23 protein-coding genes, 1 tRNA gene, 1 rRNA gene and 3 pseudogenes are annotated in these 22868 nt (G+C 40.5%); 26 read left to right on the forward strand and 2 right to left on the reverse strand.

The window, feature by feature from the left end:
• Nucleotides 1–88 (forward strand): 23S ribosomal RNA (locus DW959_RS10120); the annotation flags it as partial.
• A gap of 137 nt (nt 89–225) precedes the next feature.
• Nucleotides 226–296 (forward strand) — tRNA-Trp (locus DW959_RS10125).
• Nucleotides 297–550: 254 nt separating this feature from the next.
• On the opposite strand, the gene DW959_RS10135 is transcribed toward DW959_RS10125, so the two are convergent.
• On the reverse strand, nt 551–1228 hold the full coding sequence (locus DW959_RS10135; protein WP_118616066.1) for a transposase: 678 nt from the start codon (nt 1226–1228) through the stop codon (nt 551–553).
• 163 nt (nt 1229–1391) lie between these two features.
• Between DW959_RS10135 and DW959_RS10140 the strand changes: the two genes are divergently transcribed.
• The 4 genes from DW959_RS10140 to DW959_RS10155 all read left to right on the forward strand — a co-directional run bounded on the left by DW959_RS10140 (nt 1392) and on the right by DW959_RS10155 (nt 3037).
• Nucleotides 1392–1652 carry a type II toxin-antitoxin system Phd/YefM family antitoxin gene (locus tag DW959_RS10140; RefSeq protein ID WP_117807451.1) on the forward strand — a complete coding sequence of 87 codons (261 nt, stop codon included), beginning with the start codon at nt 1392–1394 and terminating at the stop codon, nt 1650–1652.
• Nucleotides 1642–1953 carry a type II toxin-antitoxin system RelE/ParE family toxin gene (locus DW959_RS10145; protein ID WP_117822564.1) on the forward strand — a complete coding sequence of 104 codons (312 nt, stop codon included), beginning with the start codon at nt 1642–1644 and terminating at the stop codon, nt 1951–1953. Before DW959_RS10140 ends, DW959_RS10145 begins: the two co-directional genes overlap by 11 nt.
• Before the next feature lie 203 nt (nt 1954–2156).
• Nucleotides 2157–2378: a ferrous iron transport protein A gene (locus tag DW959_RS10150; protein WP_226801016.1), complete on the forward strand. Its 222-nt coding sequence runs from the start codon at nt 2157–2159 to the stop codon at nt 2376–2378.
• A gap of 260 nt (nt 2379–2638) precedes the next feature.
• A complete protein-coding gene (locus DW959_RS10155) occupies nt 2639–3037 on the forward strand; it encodes a hypothetical protein (protein WP_117822565.1) in 399 nt (132 codons plus the stop codon).
• Nucleotides 3038–3162: 125 nt separating this feature from the next.
• Here the strand turns inward: DW959_RS10155 and DW959_RS10160 are convergent.
• Nucleotides 3163–4478: pseudogene (locus DW959_RS10160) on the reverse strand (aspartate kinase).
• A 370-nt stretch (nt 4479–4848) separates the two neighbouring features.
• Between DW959_RS10160 and DW959_RS10165 the strand changes: the two are divergent.
• The 20 genes and pseudogenes from DW959_RS10165 (at nt 4849) to DW959_RS10260 (ending at nt 22645) form a co-directional block, all read left to right on the forward strand.
• Nucleotides 4849–5289 carry a 6-carboxytetrahydropterin synthase gene (locus DW959_RS10165; RefSeq protein WP_117807456.1) on the forward strand — a complete coding sequence of 147 codons (441 nt, stop codon included), beginning with the start codon at nt 4849–4851 and terminating at the stop codon, nt 5287–5289.
• Between the two features lie 72 nt (nt 5290–5361).
• Entirely contained in the window at nt 5362–6795 is a 1434-nt protein-coding gene (locus DW959_RS10170) for a Firmicu-CTERM sorting domain-containing protein (RefSeq protein WP_173783629.1), read from the forward strand.
• Nucleotides 6796–6798: 3 nt separating this feature from the next.
• Nucleotides 6799–7389, forward strand: coding sequence for an exosortase family protein XrtG (gene xrtG, locus DW959_RS10175; protein ID WP_008400576.1), 591 nt, complete (start codon nt 6799–6801; stop codon nt 7387–7389).
• Nucleotides 7376–8749, forward strand: a complete 1374-nt coding sequence (locus DW959_RS10180; protein WP_117822568.1) for a TIGR03111 family XrtG-associated glycosyltransferase — start codon at nt 7376–7378, stop codon at nt 8747–8749. Before xrtG ends, DW959_RS10180 begins: the two co-directional genes overlap by 14 nt.
• Nucleotides 8742–9875, forward strand: a complete 1134-nt coding sequence (locus DW959_RS10185) for a hypothetical protein (protein ID WP_117822569.1) — start codon at nt 8742–8744, stop codon at nt 9873–9875. The genes DW959_RS10180 and DW959_RS10185 overlap by 8 nt, the downstream gene beginning before the upstream one ends.
• 4 nt (nt 9876–9879) lie before the next feature.
• Complete coding sequence (locus tag DW959_RS10190) at nt 9880–10323, forward strand: 6-carboxytetrahydropterin synthase (protein WP_117822570.1); 444 nt, start codon at nt 9880–9882, stop codon at nt 10321–10323.
• 5 nt (nt 10324–10328) lie between these two features.
• The gene (locus tag DW959_RS10195; protein ID WP_118616068.1) at nt 10329–12773 is read left to right on the forward strand and encodes a 6-pyruvoyl-tetrahydropterin synthase-related protein; all 2445 of its coding nucleotides are present in this window, start codon (nt 10329–10331) and stop codon (nt 12771–12773) included.
• Between the two features lie 173 nt (nt 12774–12946).
• Entirely contained in the window at nt 12947–13423 is a 477-nt protein-coding gene (locus DW959_RS10200; protein ID WP_008400583.1) for an acyl-CoA thioesterase, read from the forward strand.
• 19 nt (nt 13424–13442) lie between these two features.
• Nucleotides 13443–14534, forward strand: coding sequence for a DUF2974 domain-containing protein (locus tag DW959_RS10205; RefSeq protein WP_117807462.1), 1092 nt, complete (start codon nt 13443–13445; stop codon nt 14532–14534).
• 229 nt (nt 14535–14763) lie between these two features.
• Nucleotides 14764–15006, forward strand: a pseudogene (locus DW959_RS10210) (ABC transporter permease); the annotation flags it as partial.
• Between the two features lie 163 nt (nt 15007–15169).
• Nucleotides 15170–15401: pseudogene (locus tag DW959_RS10215) on the forward strand (RbsD/FucU domain-containing protein).
• A 39-nt stretch (nt 15402–15440) separates the two neighbouring features.
• On the forward strand, nt 15441–16331 hold the full coding sequence (locus DW959_RS10220; protein ID WP_117807463.1) for a ribokinase: 891 nt from the start codon (nt 15441–15443) through the stop codon (nt 16329–16331).
• A 110-nt stretch (nt 16332–16441) separates the two neighbouring features.
• Entirely contained in the window at nt 16442–17095 is a 654-nt protein-coding gene (gene fsa / locus DW959_RS10225; protein ID WP_117807464.1) for a fructose-6-phosphate aldolase, read from the forward strand.
• Nucleotides 17096–17214: 119 nt separating this feature from the next.
• Complete coding sequence (locus DW959_RS10230) at nt 17215–18351, forward strand: hypothetical protein (RefSeq protein ID WP_117822573.1); 1137 nt, start codon at nt 17215–17217, stop codon at nt 18349–18351.
• A complete protein-coding gene (locus tag DW959_RS10235) occupies nt 18326–18835 on the forward strand; it encodes an isochorismatase family cysteine hydrolase (RefSeq protein ID WP_117807466.1) in 510 nt (169 codons plus the stop codon). The genes DW959_RS10230 and DW959_RS10235 overlap by 26 nt, the downstream gene beginning before the upstream one ends.
• 42 nt (nt 18836–18877) lie before the next feature.
• The gene (locus DW959_RS10240) at nt 18878–19576 is read left to right on the forward strand and encodes a 5'-methylthioadenosine/adenosylhomocysteine nucleosidase (RefSeq protein ID WP_117822574.1); all 699 of its coding nucleotides are present in this window, start codon (nt 18878–18880) and stop codon (nt 19574–19576) included.
• 87 nt (nt 19577–19663) lie between these two features.
• Nucleotides 19664–20146 (forward strand): S-ribosylhomocysteine lyase, encoded by a 483-nt coding sequence (locus DW959_RS10245; RefSeq protein WP_021944150.1) that lies wholly within the window; start codon nt 19664–19666, stop codon nt 20144–20146.
• Between the two features lie 116 nt (nt 20147–20262).
• Complete coding sequence (gene ptb / locus DW959_RS10250) at nt 20263–21183, forward strand: phosphate butyryltransferase (RefSeq protein WP_021944151.1); 921 nt, start codon at nt 20263–20265, stop codon at nt 21181–21183.
• Between the two features lie 51 nt (nt 21184–21234).
• Nucleotides 21235–22302, forward strand: coding sequence for a butyrate kinase (gene buk, locus DW959_RS10255; protein WP_008400594.1), 1068 nt, complete (start codon nt 21235–21237; stop codon nt 22300–22302).
• 127 nt (nt 22303–22429) lie between these two features.
• Nucleotides 22430–22645: an alpha/beta-type small acid-soluble spore protein gene (locus DW959_RS10260; RefSeq protein ID WP_021944153.1), complete on the forward strand. Its 216-nt coding sequence runs from the start codon at nt 22430–22432 to the stop codon at nt 22643–22645.
• Nucleotides 22646–22868: the final 223 nt, after the last annotated feature.

The raw sequence follows: 22868 nt of genomic DNA on the forward strand, positions 1-22868 counted from the left end.
CTTGAAGACTACGAGGTTGATAGGTCTGAGGTGTAAGTGCGGTAACGCATTCAGCTGACAGATACTAATAGGTCGAAGACTTATCCTGAGAGGTTCGAAAGATAAGCGGAAGAGATTGGAGAGAATGAAGTCGCAAGACTTTCTGTATGAAATTCTGAAGGTACATGAAAAGTAAATATTTCATTTATCTGTGAAGTGTCCCAATTTAGGACACTTAAGCAGTATAGGGGATTGGTCAAATGGTATGATAGGGGTCTCCAAAACCTTTGGTGGGAGTTCGATTCTCTCATCCCCTGCTATTAGGAATAGCCTTAGAAGTCGCATAAATGCTGGCTTTTAGGCTATTTTTTTTGTTTTGTGAAGATAGAAAACTCTGTGATATCAGTAAGCCATTTCTGATTCGGTTTTGTAGCATGGAAATCTCTAGCTATAACATTCTCCACCGCAGGTGTTATTTCACCTTTATAGGAGTTATATTTCTGTCTGCGTTTTCGTCTGATAATTAGTTTTTCTTGCTTCATAATACGACGAACCGCTTTTTCAGAAACTTTTATACCTTCACGATGAAGCAGCGTATGAATCTCCGATAACCAAATATATCACGATTTTCATGAAACAGTTGTACGATTCTTTTGCGAAGATTGGAGTATTTATCCTCTGCATAAATGGTTTTTTCTTGATAATAATAGCTACTTTTTGCAAGGTTTAGTTTTTTAAGAAGATCCGGCAGTGAATACCTATTTTTCAGGGCATCGATTATCACTGCCTTCTCCCGATTTGAGAGAGCTGTCTGATCGATGCCGGGGTCTTTTTTTAATACATTGATTGTTTCTTTAAGAATATCTATTTCCATCTGCATATCAAGCATCTGAGCTTTAAGCTCATTGATATCTTCCGCAGATGTGATATCGTTTGGATTTACATTAATGTTGGCAGTAGTTTTTTTCGTGGGTTGAAAACATCCCTTCTCCCGATACTCCCTAATCCATTTATATATCAAGGAAGGTATGTATCCGATTTCTTCTGTCACTAATTTTACAGGCTCGCCCTTAATAAGGCAACGTTTAATTACGTCATGTTTCAATTCAGTTGAAGCTTGTCTCCAATGCTTTTGATTTGGAACATCGTAATATTCGGGATACTTTTTATGCCAATGATAAAGCATTGGTGCAGATGGATACCTTAAGGTTTGGACAACTTTGTCTGGGGATCCTGTCGCTTTTAGCAATACAAGTGCTGTCGATATTTGTTCTTGTGTGTACCTCATAACATGTCAGACATTACACAGTCCAACTTTTCGTCCGCATGCCCGTTTATTTTACGGTTATTTACTTTTATAAAGAACACAATTATGGTATAATAATACCATTATAAAGTAGGAGGTGGGTATTATGCCACAGATTATACCAATTAAGGAATTAAAGAATACAGCAGAGATATCAGATATGTGTCACAAGTCTGAAGAACCAATTTATGTTACAAAAAATGGATATGGTGATATGGTTATTATGAGTATGGAGAATTACGAAAATACCATGAATCGAATAGCGATGTATCATGATATAGAAATTTCAGAACAGCAAATAAGAAAAGGTCAAGTAAGGGATGCAAGAATCTCGCTTCAAGAAACAAGGGGAAAGTATGGCTTATAATTTGAGAATAACAAAACATGCAGAGAAACTGTTAGATAGACTTGTTTATTATTTGCTTTATCGACTTAAGAATGAACAGGCTGCCAGACACTTGTTGGATAGTATCAATGATATATATGAAAGATTGGAAGAAAACCCATTGCAGTTTCCACGATGCAGAGATAACTTTCTTGATCAAAAAGGATACCATGAGGTGGTTGTGCCACAGATGAATTATGTGGTTGTATTTAGTATTGATGGAAATGTTGTGAATGTTCTAGGTTTTTTTCATCGACTTGAGAACTATTCACACAAAATATAAATAGCAGAACTTGTGAACAAAAAGGTTTCTAAAGCATGGTTGACCAGATAGTTAGTTTCTGATAAGAAAGATTAGATTGTTGAACAATAATTAGCATTGACTTGCACAGGAAGTGTGGAAGTATAATTTATATAATCGGGGATATACTAAGCATATATCAGCAGATGATTGACACATATTTGTTAGAAGAAAGGGTGGTTATTATGATGTCATTATCAAATGCAGCGGATGGATTTTGTTCAACGATCGCGTGGAACTGTGCAGATAAAGCATTATTTGGAGATTGTCCGTTAGATACGGGGGATGAGGTTCAGGTGGTATCATCGTTTTTCGGAAATGTCATCGTCCGGGTACACGGAAGATGCCTTGCAATTACCAAGGATACGGCAGAGCGGATCAAGATGTGCCAGCCGGACGCACAGTAAGAGATAAAATTTATAACTGTTCTTGAATTCGTGGGCGAATGTTTTATTGTGTAAATGTTAAATGAAAATGAGTTGGTTGAAATAATAAATAATATATATTATTATTTATATATCAATAATTTGGAGGGAGACATTTACGAAAGAAAAAGAAGTATTTTATTATTATGTGTATTATTGATCATTGCACTCATACTGCCATGTAGTGGAAGCGAGACAGCATCTAAGTTTACTAAAAAGCAAAGGCAACATACAAGAAGTGTTTGGATAAATATTTTTATAAGACAAATGGGAAACCTTTAAAGTTTAAATATTATTATAAAGGAAAGCTTAGAAGCGAAGGTACAAAGAGTGACCAACATGGTATATATACACGTATAACAAAAATGTCTGATAAAGCATTTGTAGATGAATTTATCGGACGTATGGGTGTGTATATAAAGACATATTTCAAAAAGACAAAGTCGGGTGGAACAGAGGTCGCGAAATATAGCACACGGATGGATCCGGTAACGTATAAAACAATAAACGAGTATTATGTAAATGGTAAGAGAACAACAAAAAAAGCTTATCAGAAAAAAGTAAAATCATTAGGAAAGTTAAAAAAATTACATATCAGAATTATAATGATGTCTGGTAAAATGGGAATATATTTAATATGAATACAAACGCCTGCCATTGGATTGAATAAGAACCAATGACAGGCGTTTGTATTACCTGTGCGAGGACAATAAGCTAAAGTCTGTATTTATACAATGTGCTCTGATAATTGCCCACGATATAAATATTATTTTGTAATAAACGTGCTGTAGATTGCTTTGATTGCTGTCTCGAAGTCACGGTTTTCAACACCGATGATGATGTTAAGCTCAGAAGAACCCTGATCGATCATCTTGATATTGATGCCCTTGTTTGCGAGAGCAGTGAAGAGCTTTCCGGCTGTACCACTGGCTGACTTCATGCCACGACCAACAACTGCGATCAGTGCAAGACCGGATTCAATCTCAACAGAATCTGGTTCTGCCAGACGATGGATAGCAGATACAACGCTCTGTTCTTTATCGATGAATTCGTCTGCATGAACAACGATGGTCATAGTATCAATGCCGGATGGCATATGCTCGAAGGAGATATTGTTCTCTTCAAATGCCTGAAGAACCTTACGGCCGAAGCCGATCTCTGAATTCATCATTGCTTTTGTAATGAAGATCGTACAGAAATCTTTCTTTCCGGCAATACCTGTTACAACATAATCCTGCTTCTGGCAGGTACTTTCAACGATCCATGTTCCTGCATCTTCCGGTGCATTTGTATTCTTGATATTGATAGGAATACCACAGCTTCTTACAGGGAAGATAGCGTCCTCGTGGAGAACGGAAGCGCCCATGTAGGATAACTCACGAAGCTCGCGGTATGTGATATATTTGATCGGCTTTGGATCCGGAACGATTCTTGGGTCGGCTACAAGGAAACCGGATACATCTGTCCAGTTCTCATATACATCTGCACGGCTGGCTCTTGCAACGATAGAACCGGTTACATCGGAACCACCACGGGAGAAGGTCTTAATATTTCCATTTTTACCCATACCATAAAAGCCAGGGATAACAGCACGTTCATTCTGAGCGAGACGCTCGGTCAGACGCTTGTATGTCTTATAATCGTTCAGATTTCCCTCTTCATTGAAGAAAATGACTTCTGCTGAATCGATAAATGGAATACCAAGTAAGCTGCCATGACCTTACCATTTAAGTATTCACCTCTGGATGCAGCATAATCGCTCTGAGGATTCTCTGAAAGGTTCTTTTTGATCTCGGCAAACTCATCATCCAGACTGAAATCCTTCAGTTCAAGACCAGTGATGATCTCATCGTATCTGGCTTTGACCGCTTTTAATTCTTCGTCAATATCATTGCCTTCGCTGGCGGTCTGATATGCATGAAGTAACATATCAGTTACCTTTGTATCTCCATCAAATCTTTTTCCCGGAGCAGAAGGAACAACATATACACGGCTATCATCTGCATGGATGATTTTTCCGACCTTCTTGAACTGCTCTGCACTTGCCAGGGAACTTCCACCAAATTTAACAACTTTCTTCATAATAAACTCCTGCATTTTTATTTTTATTTACAAATTATCTCTATCTTAATATTATTGTGCCGATTAGACAAGGAAAAAATGTGATTTTTTTGAATTTTGAATGATCGAATAAAAACCTCTTGTATAATGGTTTTGTTTTAGGCAAAATGTTGAACCTTTTCAGAAATAATCTGAGATTTTTGATAGATGAAATATAAGAATATGGATTTTACACGTAAATTGTGCAAAATGACTGAAACAGCTGAAAAAATTCGTTATCTCCAAATGTGAAAAAATGTTGTACTTCCTTGAATTTGCTTGTTTTCTATACTAGAATAGCAGTCGAAAAGGTAGCATAATGCCCAAATGGCTAGAAGATTGAGGTGATAATGTGATTGATTTTTATAAGTGTCAGTATCATTTTAATGCCAGCCATAGCTTTGATGGCAATAAAGAACAGGCGCACAGTCATACATTTACGATGATACTGTATATTCGTAATCATTCTGGCCGAGATATGGATTTTAAACGGCTTGACAGAATGATTGAGATTTTTCTCGGCAGATATGAGGGCTTATATCTGAATGAACTTTCCTGTTTTGCCGGGAATGCAAGTATAGAGGCAATCGGAGATTATTTTTACGAACAATTAAAGATAAAATTATCGGAATTGAATGCGGAGCTGATGCAGCTTGATATAGGGGATACACCACTTGGTGTGTATCAGGTGTGTGATCACATTTTGTTACCGACGGTTAATGAGAAACGGAGCAGAGAAAATCTGGAGGCAATCTTGTTCTATAAGAAACAGATGCCTGACCAGAAAAAATAGATAGGGACTCATTCGGATAAGATGGGTCTTTTTTGTGTGGAATGTCATAAAACAGACAGAAAGAAGGCATGTATGATGAGACATAAGAAAATCTGTAAAAAAATAATAGCTGTAGGGATAGCGGTATTGTTGATCGCTGTTTCATGTATGCCAATGACAGAAATGAGGAGTCAGGCAGCAACGTTTGAAGATAATGGAAATACAGTAGATATATATACGGATAATGATTATTTGTGTATTCGGTATAATGGAAGCTGGTCAGGATATCTGAATGAGCGTTTTGACTTGTCGGCAGACGGAGTGTCATTGGATCGATTGAATGCGATCATATTGAATAATGAAAATAATGGAGACGGAAGTTCATTTTCAGTAAAGGATGCATGGAGTTCGGAAATCAGCGGGGCTTCCGGAACGGTTACAAATACCGGAAAAAAACAATATTATGGATATGAATTTATGACATGGAAGATTCAGGTTCCACTTGATACTTATGAGGCTTTTAATCTTGATACGCTGAAGGTAACATATAAAGGGCAGAGCACGGAAGTTGCGATTGGTACAAAGAATACTACGGAAGAAGCTTCTACAGAAAATACGGAAGAAATTACATCTGCTACAGAGAAGGACTCAACGGAAGAAATTCTGACGACCGAAGATACAACTGAAACTGAAAAAAATGATACAACAGTTTCCGGGACAACGGAACAGGGTGTTACTGAAGCAGTAAGTGAAGATACTACTGCAGACAGTACTGATGAGAGCACAACAGAGATATCCGGTACGGAATCAGAAGACAGCAGTGCAGTAACTCCTGAGACTACATCGGAGGATAACAATAATGCAAGCACTACCGTAGAAATGACGGACGAGGCAACAACAGAAACAACAGGCGGAATCCATGTAGGCGGCAATATCCAGATCGATGGATATTATGATGATTGGGAAGGAAGACCGAAGACGGAGATTACATATTCCAGTAATAACAAACAGTGTAACCATTATGGTCAGCTTGCATTAGACGGGGATACTTTATATGGCCATTTTAAGATGAATGAATTATATACCTCCGGTATGCAGCTTCAGATCTGGTATCTGACGATCAACGGCAAGACATTTGCCATGCAGATCCAGCCGGAAAAGAATGGAAATATCGACTGGAGTACGCAGACTCCGAGATCAGAAGGAATCCATACTAACTTGAAAGCTTTTATCGGATATGGAAATAATAATGAATGTGACAGTAAAGTAGCATATACAGTGTATGATGCAGAACATAAGGATAATACGCCGGGAGATGAGGTGGAATTCTCGCTCAGTCTGAAACGTCTGGCAGAATTAACAGGTATTCCCGCGGATGAGATGGGAACTATCACAATCCAGAATCCGAATATCGGAGGTCAGGGTGTGTCGATTGCCGGATCTTCTACAGGACCGGTCGTAGGTGTGTTGATCGCTCTGTTACTGGCAGCAGGCTATGTTGCAAAGAAAAGAAAGGATAAAAGGTAGAGGATGAACTGGCTGGTATTTGTCTGTCTTCTTGGTTGGATCTATATATTAACAGTATTATATCGGGCAAAATTGAATTTCTGGTATTATATCTGCGGAAGTGTGGGATTGTTTATTTTCAGTCTGATACTGATAGAACCGTATGTCGTAGTTCCGCTTCAAAAGGCCGTCTCTGCTGTTGCCGGTGTGATCGGTGGGCTGACGCATCTCTATGATTCTTATTTTCAGCAGGGAATTCTGTTTATCCAGAATGGAGGAACCAGTCTGTCCTTATATATTGATTTTGAGTGTTCCGGTGTGATCGAGATGCTGGCGTTTCTTGCGCTGCTCTGGTTCTTTCCGGTCTATGACAAATATGAGAGAGTGGTTGTAAGTATGATCGGAGTGATGGCGATCTTCCTCGCAAATGTACTTCGAATCTTCTTTATCTGCCTGTTAGTTCATATATGGGGCATCGATATGTATTTCTTTGCACATACGATATTTGCCAGAATCTTGTTCTATGGATGTACAGTATTCCTGTATTTCTATGTATTCACGAAACCACAGATTGTCAGACAGAAGGTAGGTGCATTCCGTTATGACAGCAATTAAAAATATGCTTATGTCTTCCGTGATCTTCTGGGTGGCATGGATCGTCATTCCGTTGATCATGGAAGTGATCCCAACAGTCGGGAATTTTATCATCCTGTTAAAACGCAGGATCATGAAGAAGAAATATAAGCCGTTATCCCATTATCCGGAGGTATCTCTGATCGTTCCGGTCTACAATTCGGCAGAAACCTTGTATGCCTGTGTGCAGTCGATCTATCAATCGAATTACCCGAAGGATAAGATATTTGTTCTGCTTGTCAATAATATGAGCAAGGATAACAGCTTTGAGATATACAGCAAATGTCAGAAGGATTTCCCGAATCTTTCGATTAATTGGATGAATTCGAAGCAGGGAAAATCCAAAGCCCTTAATCTGGCATTGTTTAACTGCCAGGGTAAATATATTATCCATATTGACAGTGATGGAATGTTAGAACCGGATGCTATCAGAAATATTGTAACAATGTTTGAGAATGAACCGGAAGTTCACAGCCTGACCGGAACAGTACTGACGAATCCGGAGTTGATCGATCAGACGAATCGATGCGCTTTACGGTTACTGCAGAAGATGGAGTTTGGTGAATATTGTCAGGCATTTCTATCCGGCCGTAATTTCCAGTCGGAGTTGAACAGTATCTTTACTCTGTCGGGTGCTTTTTCGGCGTTCCGTAAATCTGCGATCATGAAGACGCAGTTATATAATACGGATACCCTGTGCGAGGATACGCATGTAACTTTTCAGGTACGGTTTCAGATGAAGAAGCGTGTGGCACTTTGTCCGAATGCGATTTTTTTTGTAGATCCGATCGAGAGCTTGAATAAACTGTATGTTCAAAGGCAGCGGTGGCAGAGCGGTGAGCTGGAAGTGCTTCATATGTTCCGAAAGGATAAGATGAACATTGGCAGGAGTTTCTTTAAAGATTTCGTCATGCGGATCCTTGTGTATGATCACACGTTTGCGTTCCCTCGGATGATCTGGTATTTTGCGATTATCTGTCTGGCATTTATCAATTATCCGATGAAGCTTATTGTGACATCGCTCGTATTCTTATTCTTTTTATACAGTATGGCCAACTTCCTGTTGTATATCTGTATTATTCTGTTTTTAAAGGATTTTCCGTATTTGAGAAAATATTATGCAAGGAAATGGTATCTGATTTTTTTACTTCCGTTGTTTAATTTTATTGTATTCTGGTTCCGGTTTGCAGGAATTATTAATTCAACCAGAAAAACGAGAACATGGCGGACAAGAGACCTGCATGAAGAATGGAATGACTTTAAACAGGTCGTGACGCATGATTTTGCAGGAACACACCGGGTGCTGGAGAAGATCAGAGATGAGGTAAATACCAGTGAATAAAGAGAAAAAACAATCATGGATAAAAAAACTATATACATCACCGAATCATAGGATTTTCTCGATATCCGCAACCGTGATCCTGTTTATTATGATATTTATGGGATGTATCTGTTATGAGCTGTTACAGAACCGGGAAGCAGTGATACAGGCGTATGAGGATGATCAGGAGGACTATCTACAGTTATTAGCCTGCAACATTCAGTCAGTTCAGAAGTCAGGAAAAGATGCAGAGGTTCTTGCTTTTTTACAGGAGCAGACTGTTTCCTCCGGAGAGAGGTTCTTGGTATATACAAGAGATTCGGAAGTGCTGTGGGCAAAGAATGAGAATACAACGAATACATTAGGTAAATATGCAGAGATCACAGAATTCTGGAAGATGATACGTGAGCAGGATGTTGTGGTGGATACAGTCAGATGGACGGTCGGACAGGAAGAATGTACGATCAGTGTGGTGTCTGATACGGATAGTATTCTGGAACGGACATCGACAATAAAGCATGGATATTATATTGTAATTGCAACAGGACTTGTAAGTGTCGTTCTGCTCGGGCTGTTGATTGCATTGTTAGAATCCTGGAACAAGGCAGAGAAGAATTTGAAGGGTACGAAGAAAGAACTGGACAAACGTAACCGGAAGCTTGAAAAGGTGACGAGCAATGCCGGGAATATGGGGTTTGAAAAGGCTTTAGATGACGAGATGGCAAAGAATATCTATGTACAGAATCAATATAACAGCTCGCATGAATTCTATGATAATAATTTTCTTCGTATCATGCTTCAGAAATCGGATGATGAAGCGTTAAAACCGATCCATTATATGTTCATTCATCTGGACATGATGGATCGTTATTATAGCAGACAGGAGATCTTTCATTTTATGAGGAAGATCCGTTCCAGACTTCATCAGAATGAGATCATGGGTGAGGTGAAGAAAGGATTTTTTGTTATTCTGCTTTACAGGCTGGATGAACAGCAGGCAAAAGACAGGGCGGATGAGATTTATCGGTACTGTATCCGAAAGTCCGAGAATGCATATCGCTCGATACGATATGACTTAATCGATGTTGGGGTAAAAAAACCGGTGGATGTGTACGATGCTTATACCAGAAAGCAGGAGGAGGCGTAGCGGAATGAGATATCAACAGTATAAATTCAAATTCTATATGGATGCCAGGCATGCTATCTATATCGGTGGAAAATTAGGCGAAGTACATCCGCATACCTGGGAGATCGTTCTGCATGTGGTGAAGGGAAAGGAGAATTTTGAACCATTTCATATACTTGAAAAGGCAGTTGAGGAATTTCTGGAACCTTTTCAGAATAATTATCTGAATGATATAAAGCCGTTTGATATATTAAATCCAACGATCGAAAACGTATGCCTGTATTTTAAAGAAAAATTGCAGGAGATATTAAATGCAATGGGATGGATCTTTCTGATGATCGAGATGAGTGAGACACCGGGAAGAACATATGTGATCAGTATGCTGGATGAGCAGGAGATGGAGCAGAATCAGACGGTGCAGACGCTTACAGACCTGATCTTAGATGAGATAAAACATATTGGAGAGTAAGAAATATGACAGACAGTCACAAGAGAATTCGGAAAAACTGCATATGTATAAGTATCTTGTTACTTGCAGGTGCAGGGCTTGCACTGTATCTTGTGCTATCAGGATATGAGCCGTCCGGCGGTGATATCTGGGGACATCTCTATAAGTCGCAGGAAATGTATGAGAGCCTGAAAAAAGGAAACGTCTTTCCGTTGTTCTCCCCATACTGGTATAACGGAATCCAGCTTTTCAGATATTGGGGACCGCTCTCTTATTATATTATGGCGGGACTGATGTTTCTTACAGGGGGCGATCTTCTTCTGGCTTACAGGCTACTTGCCTTTGTTATATTCGTAGTCGGTGGACTTCCGTGGATTCTCTGGGGGATCCATGAGAACCGCAGAGTGCTTGGAACCTTTTTCGGACTGCTCTGGTTCTTTATGCCGGAGCATATCAGAATTTATTTTACAGCGGGAAATCTGCCGCAGATGGTGACGACGATGCTTGTACCATATGCGATCTGGTTCTTATGGCTCTATGTAAGAAAGAAGAATAATTGTGCAGCTGTCGGATTGTTTGTTTGTATGACATTGATGAGTTTTACGCATCTGATGGTTACTGCGATCATGGGCGTATCTGCATTTTTATATCTGCTGATCGATCAGATATGGAATAAGGATACTAGAAGAAAAATATTTGCTCTTATCTATATGATCTGTGGAATCCTGACAGCGGGTATATGGGTGATTCCTTCTTTAAAAGGCGGGCTTGTGACGTCAGAGAGTGGAGACGGAAGTGTTATGTCAACTTTGATCTATCCACTTACGACGTCATTAAATCCATTTAAACGTCTGAGTGCAGGAAATGACAGCTTTTATTTCGGACTGGCAGCAGTACTTATCGCGATAGCCGGAATCCTGCTTGCAAGAGGCGGAAAGAAAGCCGGTTTTGTATTTTTACTGATCATGCTTGCCTGTACAACGCCTGCTGCATACCGGATACTGGTAAAGCTTCCGTTCGGCCAGTTGTTCTGGATGACCCGGTTTGCGCCGATGATCTATGGTTTTTTCTTCAGTGCATGTCTGGAATGGGTTCGCTTGAAGAAAAAATATTGTGTGCTTCTGGCTGCGCTTTTGTGTGTAGACAGTATATCATGTATGAATCTGGATTTTTACAGCGTTGCTACATCAGATGAAACAAAAATGGAGATGCAGAAGCTTACGAAACTGACAGACCAGCGGACGGCTGTTATCGATAAGAGTTCTTATGGTTCTTATCCATCTTATGGAATCAGTGGCAGCAGTCATACGATGTACACGTATGGCTGGGCTTGGCAGGGTGCTGCGACCGGGGATAATATTGTTCTGTTAAATGAAGCGCTTGACCGAAAATACTATCGTTTTCTGTTTGATCGGGCAGTAGAGCTTGGGGCTGATACGGTTCTGATACGGAAGAGTGATCTTGAGAAGCAGGATATCACAATCTCTGATATTGAGCAGGATGCGGCAGCCAGCGGTTATTCTATGGTGCAGGAAATGACGACTGCATATACTTATAAACGTGAGACACCAGAGAACTTTGGAACGGTCACCGGATACTATGGGCTTGCAATCGGAAAATATGCAAATGAAATGACTCTGCTTTATCCGGCATTTGTGGCAGGAAGCTCGGATGTGATTGAGGATTATTCAGTGGAAGAATTGAGCCGGTATGATACTTTGTTCTTAACCGGATTTGAATACAGGAATCAGAGTAAGGCAGAAGCGATACTTACGGACGTGGCGGCAGCAGGTACCAGAGTTGTGATCGACAGTACCCATGTTCCGGCTAATAAGAGTAATAAACAGGAAATGTTTCTCGGTGTATTTGCACAGCAGATCCATTTTGATGAACGGTATCCGGTTCTTTCTTATCAGAACAGCGAGATCCGAAGTGATGACTTTGCGGAGGAAGACAGGGATTTTAGTACAGCTTATATAACTGGAACCGATACCGAGATCGGAACGTTTCAGATGGGCAATCAGAAGCTGACGTTTTTAGGTATGAAAGATGATCTGCCAAATATATATTTCCTCGGACTGAATCTGATGTATGAAGCTGTTAGCAGGAAGGATGCGGCACTGGTTGACATCTTAAATGATGTGCTCGGGATATCAAATGAACAGCTTCCGGACAGAGAACTTGTTCCAATCACAATAGCTTATAAAGAAGATGGACTATCGATCGATGTTGATGCGGATTTTGATCAGGAAACAGGTGTCAATACGTCGATTGCGGCACAGGACATATTTACATCTGATCAGGAGATTTCCGAGCAGATGAATCTTCTTGTTGTGCATGAGAGGCATACAGAGATTTCCTTTGTATATCCTATGTTTGTACCGGGAATTATTATCACGATATCAGGATTTATATGTTTTATACTGTGCATATGTATGGATGTACGCGACAGAAGAAAGCATATTGTTTAACAGACCGGACAAGAGAGCATTGCAGGATAGACGGAATAAAAGGGTATTGTCGGACAGACCGGCTGCCGATTGTGTATTTGCGTCTGTTATGATAAAATGAGCAGAACAGGAATAATACCGGATGAATACTCCAATTATAAACAGGATGAAAATAAAGAAAGGGAACGGTGTATATGGAGCGAAATACGAAAAAAGTCAGTGATTCAATGGTAGAGCAGGTCTTTCAGGTACGGCCGGAGCATTTAAATGGTGCCGGACGATTATTTGGCGGACAGTTAATGGCATGGATCGATGAAGTTGCAGGTCTTGTTGGGATCCGCCATTCAAATGGAGATGTGATCACAGCCTCGGTTGATAATCTGAAATTCATGCGAGGTGCTTATCTGAAGGATCTGATCGTATTAGTAGGCCGTATTACCTATGTCGGACATACCTCGATGGATGTCCGTGTGGATACTTATATCGAGGATCACAGAGGAATCCGGCGCTCAATCAATCGGGCGTATCTGACATTGGTGGCTGTCGATGAAAATGACAAACCAAGACCGGTTCCGGGGCTGACACTTGAGAACGAAAGTGAACAAGCAGAATGGCTGGCAGGAGAGAAACGGAGAGAACTCAGAGGGCAGAGACGTAAAGAAGGTTTTTAGATAAGCCGGGGGTATGAATATGGCAAATATATTAGACTATCTGGAATGGCGGGGTGATCTGCCGTTTGAGGCATCGGCTTTTAATGAGGTGGATGCAGTTGTATTTTCAAGATTTTCATATATACCGTTTGAGGGGATCGTGCCGGATGATTTTAGTCATGCAGTCACGGTAGCAGAGGCGGCAGAGCGTTTCTTAGGAGATGCGAAGCGCATGACACAGGTGATTTATGAAGATGATCTGAAACTGCTTGCTGCAATGGGAGCAAGCCGACGATTTGGTGATCTGCGCTTATGCGGTTATGTGAATCAGTTGGATGAGGAGATACAGAAGCAGTTTTCAGCAGTCACAGTAAAATTATTTGACGATGTAAGCTGTGTGGTATACCGAGGAACCGATAAAACAGTTGTCGGTTGGCGGGAAGATTGTAATATGGCATTCCTTTCACCGGTTCCGTCTCAGCGGACAGCAGTCGAGTATCTGCGGCAGGCAGCAGAACAGATAGCCGGAACATTCCTGCTATGCGGACATTCCAAAGGCGGAAATCTTGCGATTTATGCAGCAGCAACCTGTGAACGTACCCTACAGGATAGGATCCTGAAGGTATGCAGTATGGATGGACCGGGATTTGAACCAAATGTGTTAGAGCTTGCCGGTTACAACCGGATGCTGTCACGGATGATCACATACATACCACAGAATTCCGTAGTGGGAATGCTGCTTGAGCACAGAGAGAAATATGTCGTGATCCGAAGTATGCAGGAGGGCTTCATGCAGCATGATGTATATAGTTGGGAGGTTCTTGGACCATCCCTGATCCATGAGGAGGGGATCACAGATGAATGTCGTTTATTAAATGCTTCCTTAAAAGAATGGATCGACAATATGGACTACGACCAGCGCAGGCAGTTCGTAAATTCCCTGTTCGACCTGCTGGATGAATGCGATGCGAAGACCACGGATGATCTGCAAAATAACTGGCATAAGGATATCGGAAGGATTCTGACCTCGATCAAGAAGATGGACGAAGCCAACCGAAAAGTCGTCAGCCAGACAATCCTGTCGCTGTTAAAGATCACAAGAAAGAATGTATCAAACAGATCAGAAGATTAGAAAATGCCATATACAGGCGAGAAAGTTTTAACTTTATTTTGCAGAACACTTTTATTTGATTGAATTAGAAGAAAGCTATTCATGCGGAGATAATTAGTAAATAAAAAATAGAAGATATCATATTATTATGCAACAAGCCTGCCTGAGCGTCGGTCCTTAGCGACCCGCGAAAGCGGGAGCTTAGTACCGCTACGCCGAAGGTAGAGCGAAAGCGTCTTGTGGAAGGAATGCGATCGCAGCAGCCGTACTTGGTGGAACATCCATGGCGGGTGGTGTTGGTACGATCGGCGGAACAATCGTTGGTGCTTTCGTAATCGGTGTTATCAATGATGGTATGGTTATGTGTGGTGTATCTGAATTCTGGCAGATGGTTATCAAAGGTTTGGTTATCATCGTAGCGGTTATCATTGACCAGTTCCAGAGAAAGATGCAGGCAAAGATGGCATTACAGGCAAGAAATGAGAACAAATAATATCGAAGATATCAGGTAAAGACGGAGATAATATTAAGGAACGTGGACATGGAGAATCGCTTCATGTCCACGTTCTTAAAAAGATAAACATATGTCAGATAGGTATGGAGGACAGATAATATGAAAAAAAAGAGGTATCATTAATGCACAGCTTGCAGGTCTGATCGCAGGACTTGGACATAAGGATACATTTATGATCGGTGATGGCGGAATGCCAATTCCAAAGGGAGTAGAGATTGTAGATCTGGCACTCTGTGGAGGTGTACCGACATTTAAGCAGGTAATGGATGCAGTCCTTGATGAGACACAGATTCGTGAAATTTGCAATTCGGACAGGTGAATTTACACTATATCCAAATATTATCCTTACAGCAGGAGTCGCATTTCCTGCATAAGTAATAACGACAGAAAAATACAGATTTTGGAGGTGAATGATGAAAGTTTTAAATATTGGTTCCATGAACCTTGATTATGTCTACAGTGTCGATCATATTATCGCACCGGGTGAGACGCAGGCAACCTACGGAATGAATGTATTCCTCGGAGGAAAAGGAATTAATCAGTCCATTGCACTTGCAAAGGCAGGCGTAGATATCTATCATGGCGGAATGATCGGAGAAGACGGACAGGTATTCTTGGATGCATGCAGAGAACATGGTGTGCATGATGAATTCATCCGTACGATCGATGAGAAGACCGGACACACGATCATTCAGGTAGACAAGGATGCACAGAACTGCATTTTGCTCTTTGGAGGAGCAAATCAGAGTCTGACAGAAGAATATATAGATGAAGTATTAGAACATTTTGAAGCCGGAGATATTCTGTTACTTCAGAACGAAGTTAATAAGCTGGATTATATCATTGACCGGGCATATGACAGAAAGCTTGTGATCGCACTTAATCCATCTCCATATAATGAAAAGATTGAAGTTTGTGATCTTTCAAAGATCAGCATCTTCCTGTTAAATGAGATCGAGGGTGCACAGATCACAGGACTGACAGAGCCAGATGATATACTTGCTTCCATGAGAAAGCGTTTCCCGGAAGCAAAGATCGTACTGACACTTGGCAAAGATGGCGCAAGGTATTCAGACAAGGACTGTGAGTATGAACAGCCGATCTTTCCAGTAAAAGCAGTCGATACGACAGCAGCCGGAGATACCTTTACCGGATATTTCCTCGCAGGACTGATCCGCGGCATGGAGATACCGGATATCTTAAGAATGAGTGCGAAGGCATCTTCTATAGCAGTAACCAGAAATGGAGCCGTTCAGTCAATTCCAAAGAGAGAAGAAGTAGAGGCAGCATTGTCGGCAGACTGATACAGCAGATAAAGGAGAAAACAAAGCATGAAATTGCATGTATGCATATAAAAGCAAAGCATGAATGACATGCCTGTAAATAAAAAGAAAATAAAGCGAGGTAAAGGAATATGAAATTTTTTATTGATACAGCAAATGTAGATGACATCAGAAAAGCAAATGACATGGGAGTAATCTGTGGTGTAACAACCAACCCATCTCTGATCGCAAAAGAAGGCAGAGATTTTAATGAAGTTATCAAAGAGATCACAACAATTGTAGATGGTCCTATCAGTGGAGAAGTAAAGGCAACAATTGTAGATGCAGAAGGCATGATCAAAGAAGGAAGAGAGATCGCAGCGATCCACCCAAATATGGTTGTTAAGATCCCTATGACAGTTGAAGGCTTAAAGGCAGTCAAGGTGTTATCGGCAGAAGGAATCAAGACAAACGTAACTCTGATCTTTACGGCAAATCAAGCGCTTCTTGCAGCAAGAGCAGGTGCATCTTATGTATCTCCGTTTCTTGGAAGGTTAGATGATATCAGCACAACAGGTATCAACCTGATTGAAGATATCGTAACAATATTTGACAATTATGGTTTAGATACAGAGATCATCGCAGCCTCTGTAAGAAATCCAATCCACGTTACAGACTGTGCTCTTGCAGGCGCACATATTGCAACTGTACCATACAAGGTAATCGAGCAGATGACAAAGCACCCGTTAACAGATCAGGGTATTGCAAAGTTCCAGGCAGATTACAAGGCTGTATTTGGTGAATAAGAGTTTTTTAGATTTATTGTAGATGTTTGAATAAAATGTTACAATAAGCTCGATTTTTTACTTTATAGGATAAGATGTTCTATAAAGTAAAAAACTATAGGAAAGGTGGTGAGAGAGATTTGGCAGAGTATAGGAATAATTACCGCCAGAGAGAGAACAAATCTGTATATGGGGAACGAAATACTTATGAAAAAAAGAAAAATTACCGAAATGGAAATAACAGACAACAGAACCTGAGTCAGAAAATGTATTATGATAAGAGACAGCAGGGAAATTCCGGCAGACAGATGAATGATTCAAAACTCAGACGTAAGATTATGGCGGATGATAATGTGAAGTTTATCTGTTCCAGAAATGAAGATGTGATCCATGATAAAAGCTGTATTCTTACAAGGAATATTAAAGACTATGATCTGAAGTATCTGGTAAATTATCCGAAGTGGATGAAACAGTGCCCGAAGTGTGCGATAGAAGCGTATCTCAGATATGGGGCAGAGGATTATGACAAATTGGCAGAATATGATGCGTTATTCCGACTTATGATGATGTCTGTAGAGATGATCCGGCATATGTATATTGATTGTGATATGAAGACAAGGATAAATGGGGATACGCTTACAATCCATCATAAAGAAGATACATGGAAGATCGTATATTTAGACAGTCCGGGAAATGTCAGACTTCTGCATAATAATTATCATATAGTGGATGAACACAGGGAATTTGAAAAAGGTTTTCATATCCAGAGCGAATTTACTTCTAATACAAAGATTAAATATGCTATCGAAAATATTGAAACATATTCGTGGAGCATGCATCGGGTGCATGAACGGGAAGCGATGTTGGAACAGAAAAAGAATGAAACAGGGAAAATGGGATTCTGGTCACGGGTGGCACGAGCATTTCGTTATGTGTTTCATAAGCAGGAAGAAGATGAATCTAAAAATCAGACAGATGATAACAGAAAAGATGATCCAATCGATTTTCAGTTGGATTTTTCGGATTTTAATTTTGTAAATAAGTTCGGTTACCCGGATAATGGTACCAGATGTATCTATGTCTGGAAGACAAAAAACGGGATATATCAATGGCAAATCGGAGAATATGTATCAAAGAAACGACAGTTTGTGATCAAATTTTCAGATCAGACTTTTATAACGGACTGGCGAAAAGTAATCGCATGGAAATATGTATGGAAAGGTGACCTGAACTGGTCATATGGTGAAAAGAATGAGACGAACCCTGATCGTAATTGATATGCAGAATGATTTTATTGATGGTTCACTTGGTACAAAAGAAGCAGAGGCAATCGTGGATCCGGTAAGAAATCTGATACAGGAATATAAAAACAGGGGAGATGAGGTGCTTTATACCAGAGATACCCATGGGGCAGATTATCTGCAGACGAACGAGGGGAAACATCTGCCGGTGGAACACTGTATAAAGGGAACTAACGGATGGAAGATCGCAGATGGAATATATGCAGATGGCTGTAAGATCATAGATAAGCCATCCTTTGGGTATACAGGTTGGGATCGGTATGAATTTGAAGATGTCTGTCTGATCGGGCTTTGTACCGATATCTGTGTAGTTTCAAATGCTCTTATCATAAAGGCGTTATATCCGGAGATTCGCGTGGCAGTCGATGTCAGATGTACGGCAGGCGTGACACCGGAATCAAAGGTGGCTGCACTTGAAACGATGAAGATGTGCCAGATTGAGCTGGTTGGTGAAGAATAAGCAGGATAAAAAGAACAAATGCAGTAAGAAAGGAAAGAAGACATGCTTGGAATTATAGGAGCAATGGACGAAGAAGTTGCAAAGTTAAAAGAAAAAATGGAACAGGTGCATATTATTGAAAAAGCAGGTATGCAGTTTTACAGAGGTACTTTGTGTGACCATGAAGTGGTTGTGGTAAAATGTGGTGTAGGTAAGGTTCATGCAGCAATGTGTACACAGGCAATGATCGACCTGTTCCCGGTAGATGGAATTGTAAATACCGGAATTGCAGGCTCGTTAAATGCAGACATCAACATCGGAGATATCGTGCTGGCAAAGGATGCATTAGAGCATGACATGGATGTCTCTGCTCTTGGATATGCTCCGGGAATCAATCCGGATTTAAAAGATGATGAAAATATTTTCAAGACAGATGTCAAAATGCTGGAGCTTGCTCTTGCCGCAGCAAAGCAGGCAGAGCTTTCCGTCAACATCTTTACCGGACGTGTAGTCAGCGGAGATCAGTTCATATCAAGGAAAGATAAGAAAAAATGGCTGGTTGAGACATTTGACGGAACCTGTGCAGAGATGGAGGGAGCATCGATCGGACATGTCGCAAGTCTGAACAAGATTCCATATCTGATTGTCCGTGCGATTTCAGATAAAGCAGATGACAGTGCAGAAATGGATTATCCGTCTTTTGCGGCTATGGCGATCGATAACAGTGTTGCACTTATGACAGAATTTGTAAAGTTATGTTAAAAATAGATTGTGACAGGAATACTTGCATTAAAAATAAAAACTGAGAAATTATATTTATTGATACAGACAGGAGGTAGTTGAAAAACTATGGAAAAGATTAAAAGTTTTCAGATCAATCATTTATTATTAAATCCTGGAATCTATGTATCCAGAAAGGATAAGGCTGGAGATGCGGTCCTTACGACTTTTGATATCCGCATGACAAAGCCAAATTTTGAACCGGTCATGAATACGGCGGAGATTCATACGATTGAGCATCTGGCAGCTACTTATCTCAGAAATCATGAGGATTATAAGGACAAAGTAATCTATTTTGGACCGATGGGATGCAGAACCGGATTTTATCTGATCCTTGCAGGTGATTATAAGTCAGAGGATATCGTAGATCTGATGATTTCAATGTTTGAATTTATACGTCATTATCATGATCCGATTCCGGGTGCAAATCCGAGAGAATGTGGAAATTATCAGGACATGAATCTGAACATGGCAAATTACCTTGCAGAGAAGTTCTTAAAAGAGGTTCTTTATAATATAGGCGAAGATCGCCTGAACTATCCAGAGGGTTGACCTTTTTTTTTCAAAGTGATACGATAACAGATAAAGATTGCCGGAAGAGAGCGGCAACCCATAATAAGTTCATGCGTTATGGGAAAAAGAATAAAAATCGCGAGAGGTGTAAACGAATGAGTAAGAGTTTTGAAGATTTATTAGCCAAGGTTGCAAAATGCAGCAAGAAGACAGTATCTGTAGCATGTGCTCAGGACAAGCCGGTTCTGGAAGCCGTTAAGGCGGCAAAGGAAAAAGGTATTGCAGATGCGATTCTCGTCGGTGATGAAGCTGAGATCAGAAAGATCGCTGCTGAACTTGATATGAATCTGGATGAGTATGAGATCATAAATGAACCGGACAGCATTCAGGCTGCACATAAGGCTGTTGAGCTGGTACATAATAATAAAGCAGATATGTATATGAAGGGTATCATTGATACAAAGAACTTCTTAAAGAGCGTTCTGGATAAGGAAGTAGGTTTAAGAACCGGTAAGCCATTATCACATGTAGCAGTTTTTGAGGTTCCGGGTGTTGACAGATTATTATATCTTTCAGACGTAGCATTCATGACATATCCATCTCTTGAGGATAAAAAAGCGATTATTGAAAATACAGTAAAAGTTGTTCATGCTTGTGGTATTCCATGTCCAAAGGTTGCTCCGCTTGCGGCAGTTGAAGTTGTAAATCCTAAGATGCCTGTAACTGTAGATGCAGCAGAGCTTACAAAGATGAACGAGAATGGCGAGATTACAGGATGTATCGTTGACGGACCATTATCACTTGACCTTGCGATCGATCCGGAAGCAGCTAAACATAAGGGAGCAGAAGACCGTAAGATCGTTGGTGATGCAGATATCCTCTTATTCCCGGATATCCACGCCGGAAACCTTGTATACAAGTGCCTGACACATACAACAGCAAGCAAGAACGGTTGTATCCTGACAGGAACAAAGGCACCGGTTATCCTGACATCCAGATCAGACAGCTTTGAAGTAAAGATGAACTCTATCGCTCTTGCAGCAGTTGTTGCAGAAGCAATCAAGAATGAGCAGTAATCAGACCGTTATGGTTACGGAATAAATATATAAGAATTTTGGAGGAAGAACATGTCATACAAAATTTTGATTATCAATCCGGGTTCAACATCTACAAAGATAGGTGTATTTGAAGACGAGAATTTATTATTTGAAGAAACATTAAGACACACAACAGAGGAACTTGCGGGCTTCAACCTTATCGTTGAGCAGAAGGACTTCAGAAAGAAAGTTATCCTTGATATTCTTGCAGAGAAAAATTTTGACATCAAGACATTAGATGTATGTGTAGGTCGTGGTGGTATGTTAAAGCCGATTCCGGGCGGTACATATCCTGTTAGTGATGAATTATTAGAGGATTTAAAGATCGGTAAACAGGGTCAGCATGCATCCAACCTTGGTGGTATCCTTGCAAGAGAGATTGGCGATGAGTTGGGAATTCCATCTTACATTGTAGATCCGGTTGTTGTAGATGAGCTGATGCCATCCTCCCGTTTATCCGGTGTGCCTGAGCTTCCAAGAAGAAGTGTATTCCATGCATTAAACCAGAAGGCAGTTGCAAAGAGATATGCAAAAGAGCATGGTAAGAAATATGAAGATCTGAACCTGATCGTTGTACACATGGGCGGCGGTGTATCTGTTGGTGCTCACTTAAACGGACGTATCGTTGATGTTAACAATGCATTAGATGGTGAAGGCGCATTCTCACCGGAGAGAGCAGGTGGAGTTCCATCAGGTGATCTTGTTAAGATGTGCTTTTCAGGAAAATATACACAGCAGGAAGTTACAAAGAAACTTGTCGGTAACGGCGGATTCAATGCATATATCGGCAGCAATGATGCAAGAGATCTCGAGAAACTCGTTCAGGAAGGTGATGAGCATGCAAAGCTTGTTCAGGACGCATTTCATCAGCAGGTAGCAAAGGATATCGGGGCTATGTCAACCGTACTTTGCGGAAAAGTAGATCAGATCATCTTAACAGGTGGTATCGCATATTCCAAGCATACATGTGCAGAACTGGAAAAGAGAGCCGGATTTATCGCTCCGTTTACAGTATATCCTGGTGAGGATGAACTTCTTGCACTTGCACAGGGAGCATTAAGAGTTATGAATGGCGAAGAAGAGCCGATGACATATTAATTTGATGATTGATATTTTGCCTGTGAACTATAAAAATACAAAAATTGGCATAATAGTTTTTCTTATAATACACATAATAGAATCAAGACAACAAAGTCTTAAATAAATGTATTGGAGGAAATGTATTATGGCAAGTTCAAATTCAACAGGAACAAGCAAGATGAGTGTTCCGGAAGCTAAGGACGCTATGAACAAGTTCAAAATGGAGGTTGCTAAGGAAATTGGTGTAAACCTCAAGGATGGTTACAATGGTGACTTAACATCTGCTCAGAGCGGATCAATCGGTGGCGAGATGGTTCGTCAGATGATCAAGAGACAGGAAGAACAGATGTCAGGCAGATAAGCAGTAAAATAAGAGATATCTTATAGCTTTTGCTTAGCAGGAAGGGGTTATTGTCGAAAAGACAATAACCTTTTTCTGCGTTATTATGGAAAATGGACTGGACATATATCCGGTATATATGGTATAATCGGATGATTGATGCGGGTATTTTTATGCCCACAATAAAAACGAAATGATAAATGGATGCTAAATAATGCCTTATATATTATTAAAAGATGATGGC

Source organism: Clostridium sp. AM46-21 (assembly GCF_003480025.1).
Taxonomy (GTDB): domain Bacteria; phylum Bacillota; class Clostridia; order Lachnospirales; family Lachnospiraceae; genus Coprococcus; species Coprococcus ammoniilyticus.

Excerpts from the sequence above, each read along its gene's own strand:
- xrtG (WP_008400576.1), top strand. The coding sequence starts at position 6,799 with ATGAACTGGCTGGTATTTGTCTGTCTTCTTGGTTGGATCTATATATTA.
- DW959_RS10240 (WP_117822574.1), top strand. The coding sequence starts at position 18,878 with ATGCTTGGAATTATAGGAGCAATGGACGAAGAAGTTGCAAAGTTAAAA.
- DW959_RS10205 (WP_117807462.1), top strand. The coding sequence starts at position 13,443 with ATGGCAAATATATTAGACTATCTGGAATGGCGGGGTGATCTGCCGTTT.
- DW959_RS10260 (WP_021944153.1), top strand. The coding sequence starts at position 22,430 with ATGGCAAGTTCAAATTCAACAGGAACAAGCAAGATGAGTGTTCCGGAA.
- DW959_RS10195 (WP_118616068.1), top strand. The coding sequence starts at position 10,329 with ATGACAGACAGTCACAAGAGAATTCGGAAAAACTGCATATGTATAAGT.
- DW959_RS10170 (WP_173783629.1), top strand. The coding sequence starts at position 5,362 with ATGATGAGACATAAGAAAATCTGTAAAAAAATAATAGCTGTAGGGATA.
- DW959_RS10145 (WP_117822564.1), top strand. The coding sequence starts at position 1,642 with ATGGCTTATAATTTGAGAATAACAAAACATGCAGAGAAACTGTTAGAT.
- DW959_RS10220 (WP_117807463.1), top strand. The coding sequence starts at position 15,441 with ATGAAAGTTTTAAATATTGGTTCCATGAACCTTGATTATGTCTACAGT.
- ptb (WP_021944151.1), top strand. The coding sequence starts at position 20,263 with ATGAGTAAGAGTTTTGAAGATTTATTAGCCAAGGTTGCAAAATGCAGC.
- DW959_RS10140 (WP_117807451.1), top strand. The coding sequence starts at position 1,392 with ATGCCACAGATTATACCAATTAAGGAATTAAAGAATACAGCAGAGATA.
- fsa (WP_117807464.1), top strand. The coding sequence starts at position 16,442 with ATGAAATTTTTTATTGATACAGCAAATGTAGATGACATCAGAAAAGCA.
- buk (WP_008400594.1), top strand. The coding sequence starts at position 21,235 with ATGTCATACAAAATTTTGATTATCAATCCGGGTTCAACATCTACAAAG.
- DW959_RS10150 (WP_226801016.1), top strand. The coding sequence starts at position 2,157 with ATGATGTCATTATCAAATGCAGCGGATGGATTTTGTTCAACGATCGCG.
- DW959_RS10200 (WP_008400583.1), top strand. The coding sequence starts at position 12,947 with ATGGAGCGAAATACGAAAAAAGTCAGTGATTCAATGGTAGAGCAGGTC.
- DW959_RS10235 (WP_117807466.1), top strand. The coding sequence starts at position 18,326 with ATGAGACGAACCCTGATCGTAATTGATATGCAGAATGATTTTATTGAT.
- DW959_RS10180 (WP_117822568.1), top strand. The coding sequence starts at position 7,376 with ATGACAGCAATTAAAAATATGCTTATGTCTTCCGTGATCTTCTGGGTG.
- DW959_RS10190 (WP_117822570.1), top strand. The coding sequence starts at position 9,880 with ATGAGATATCAACAGTATAAATTCAAATTCTATATGGATGCCAGGCAT.
- DW959_RS10245 (WP_021944150.1), top strand. The coding sequence starts at position 19,664 with ATGGAAAAGATTAAAAGTTTTCAGATCAATCATTTATTATTAAATCCT.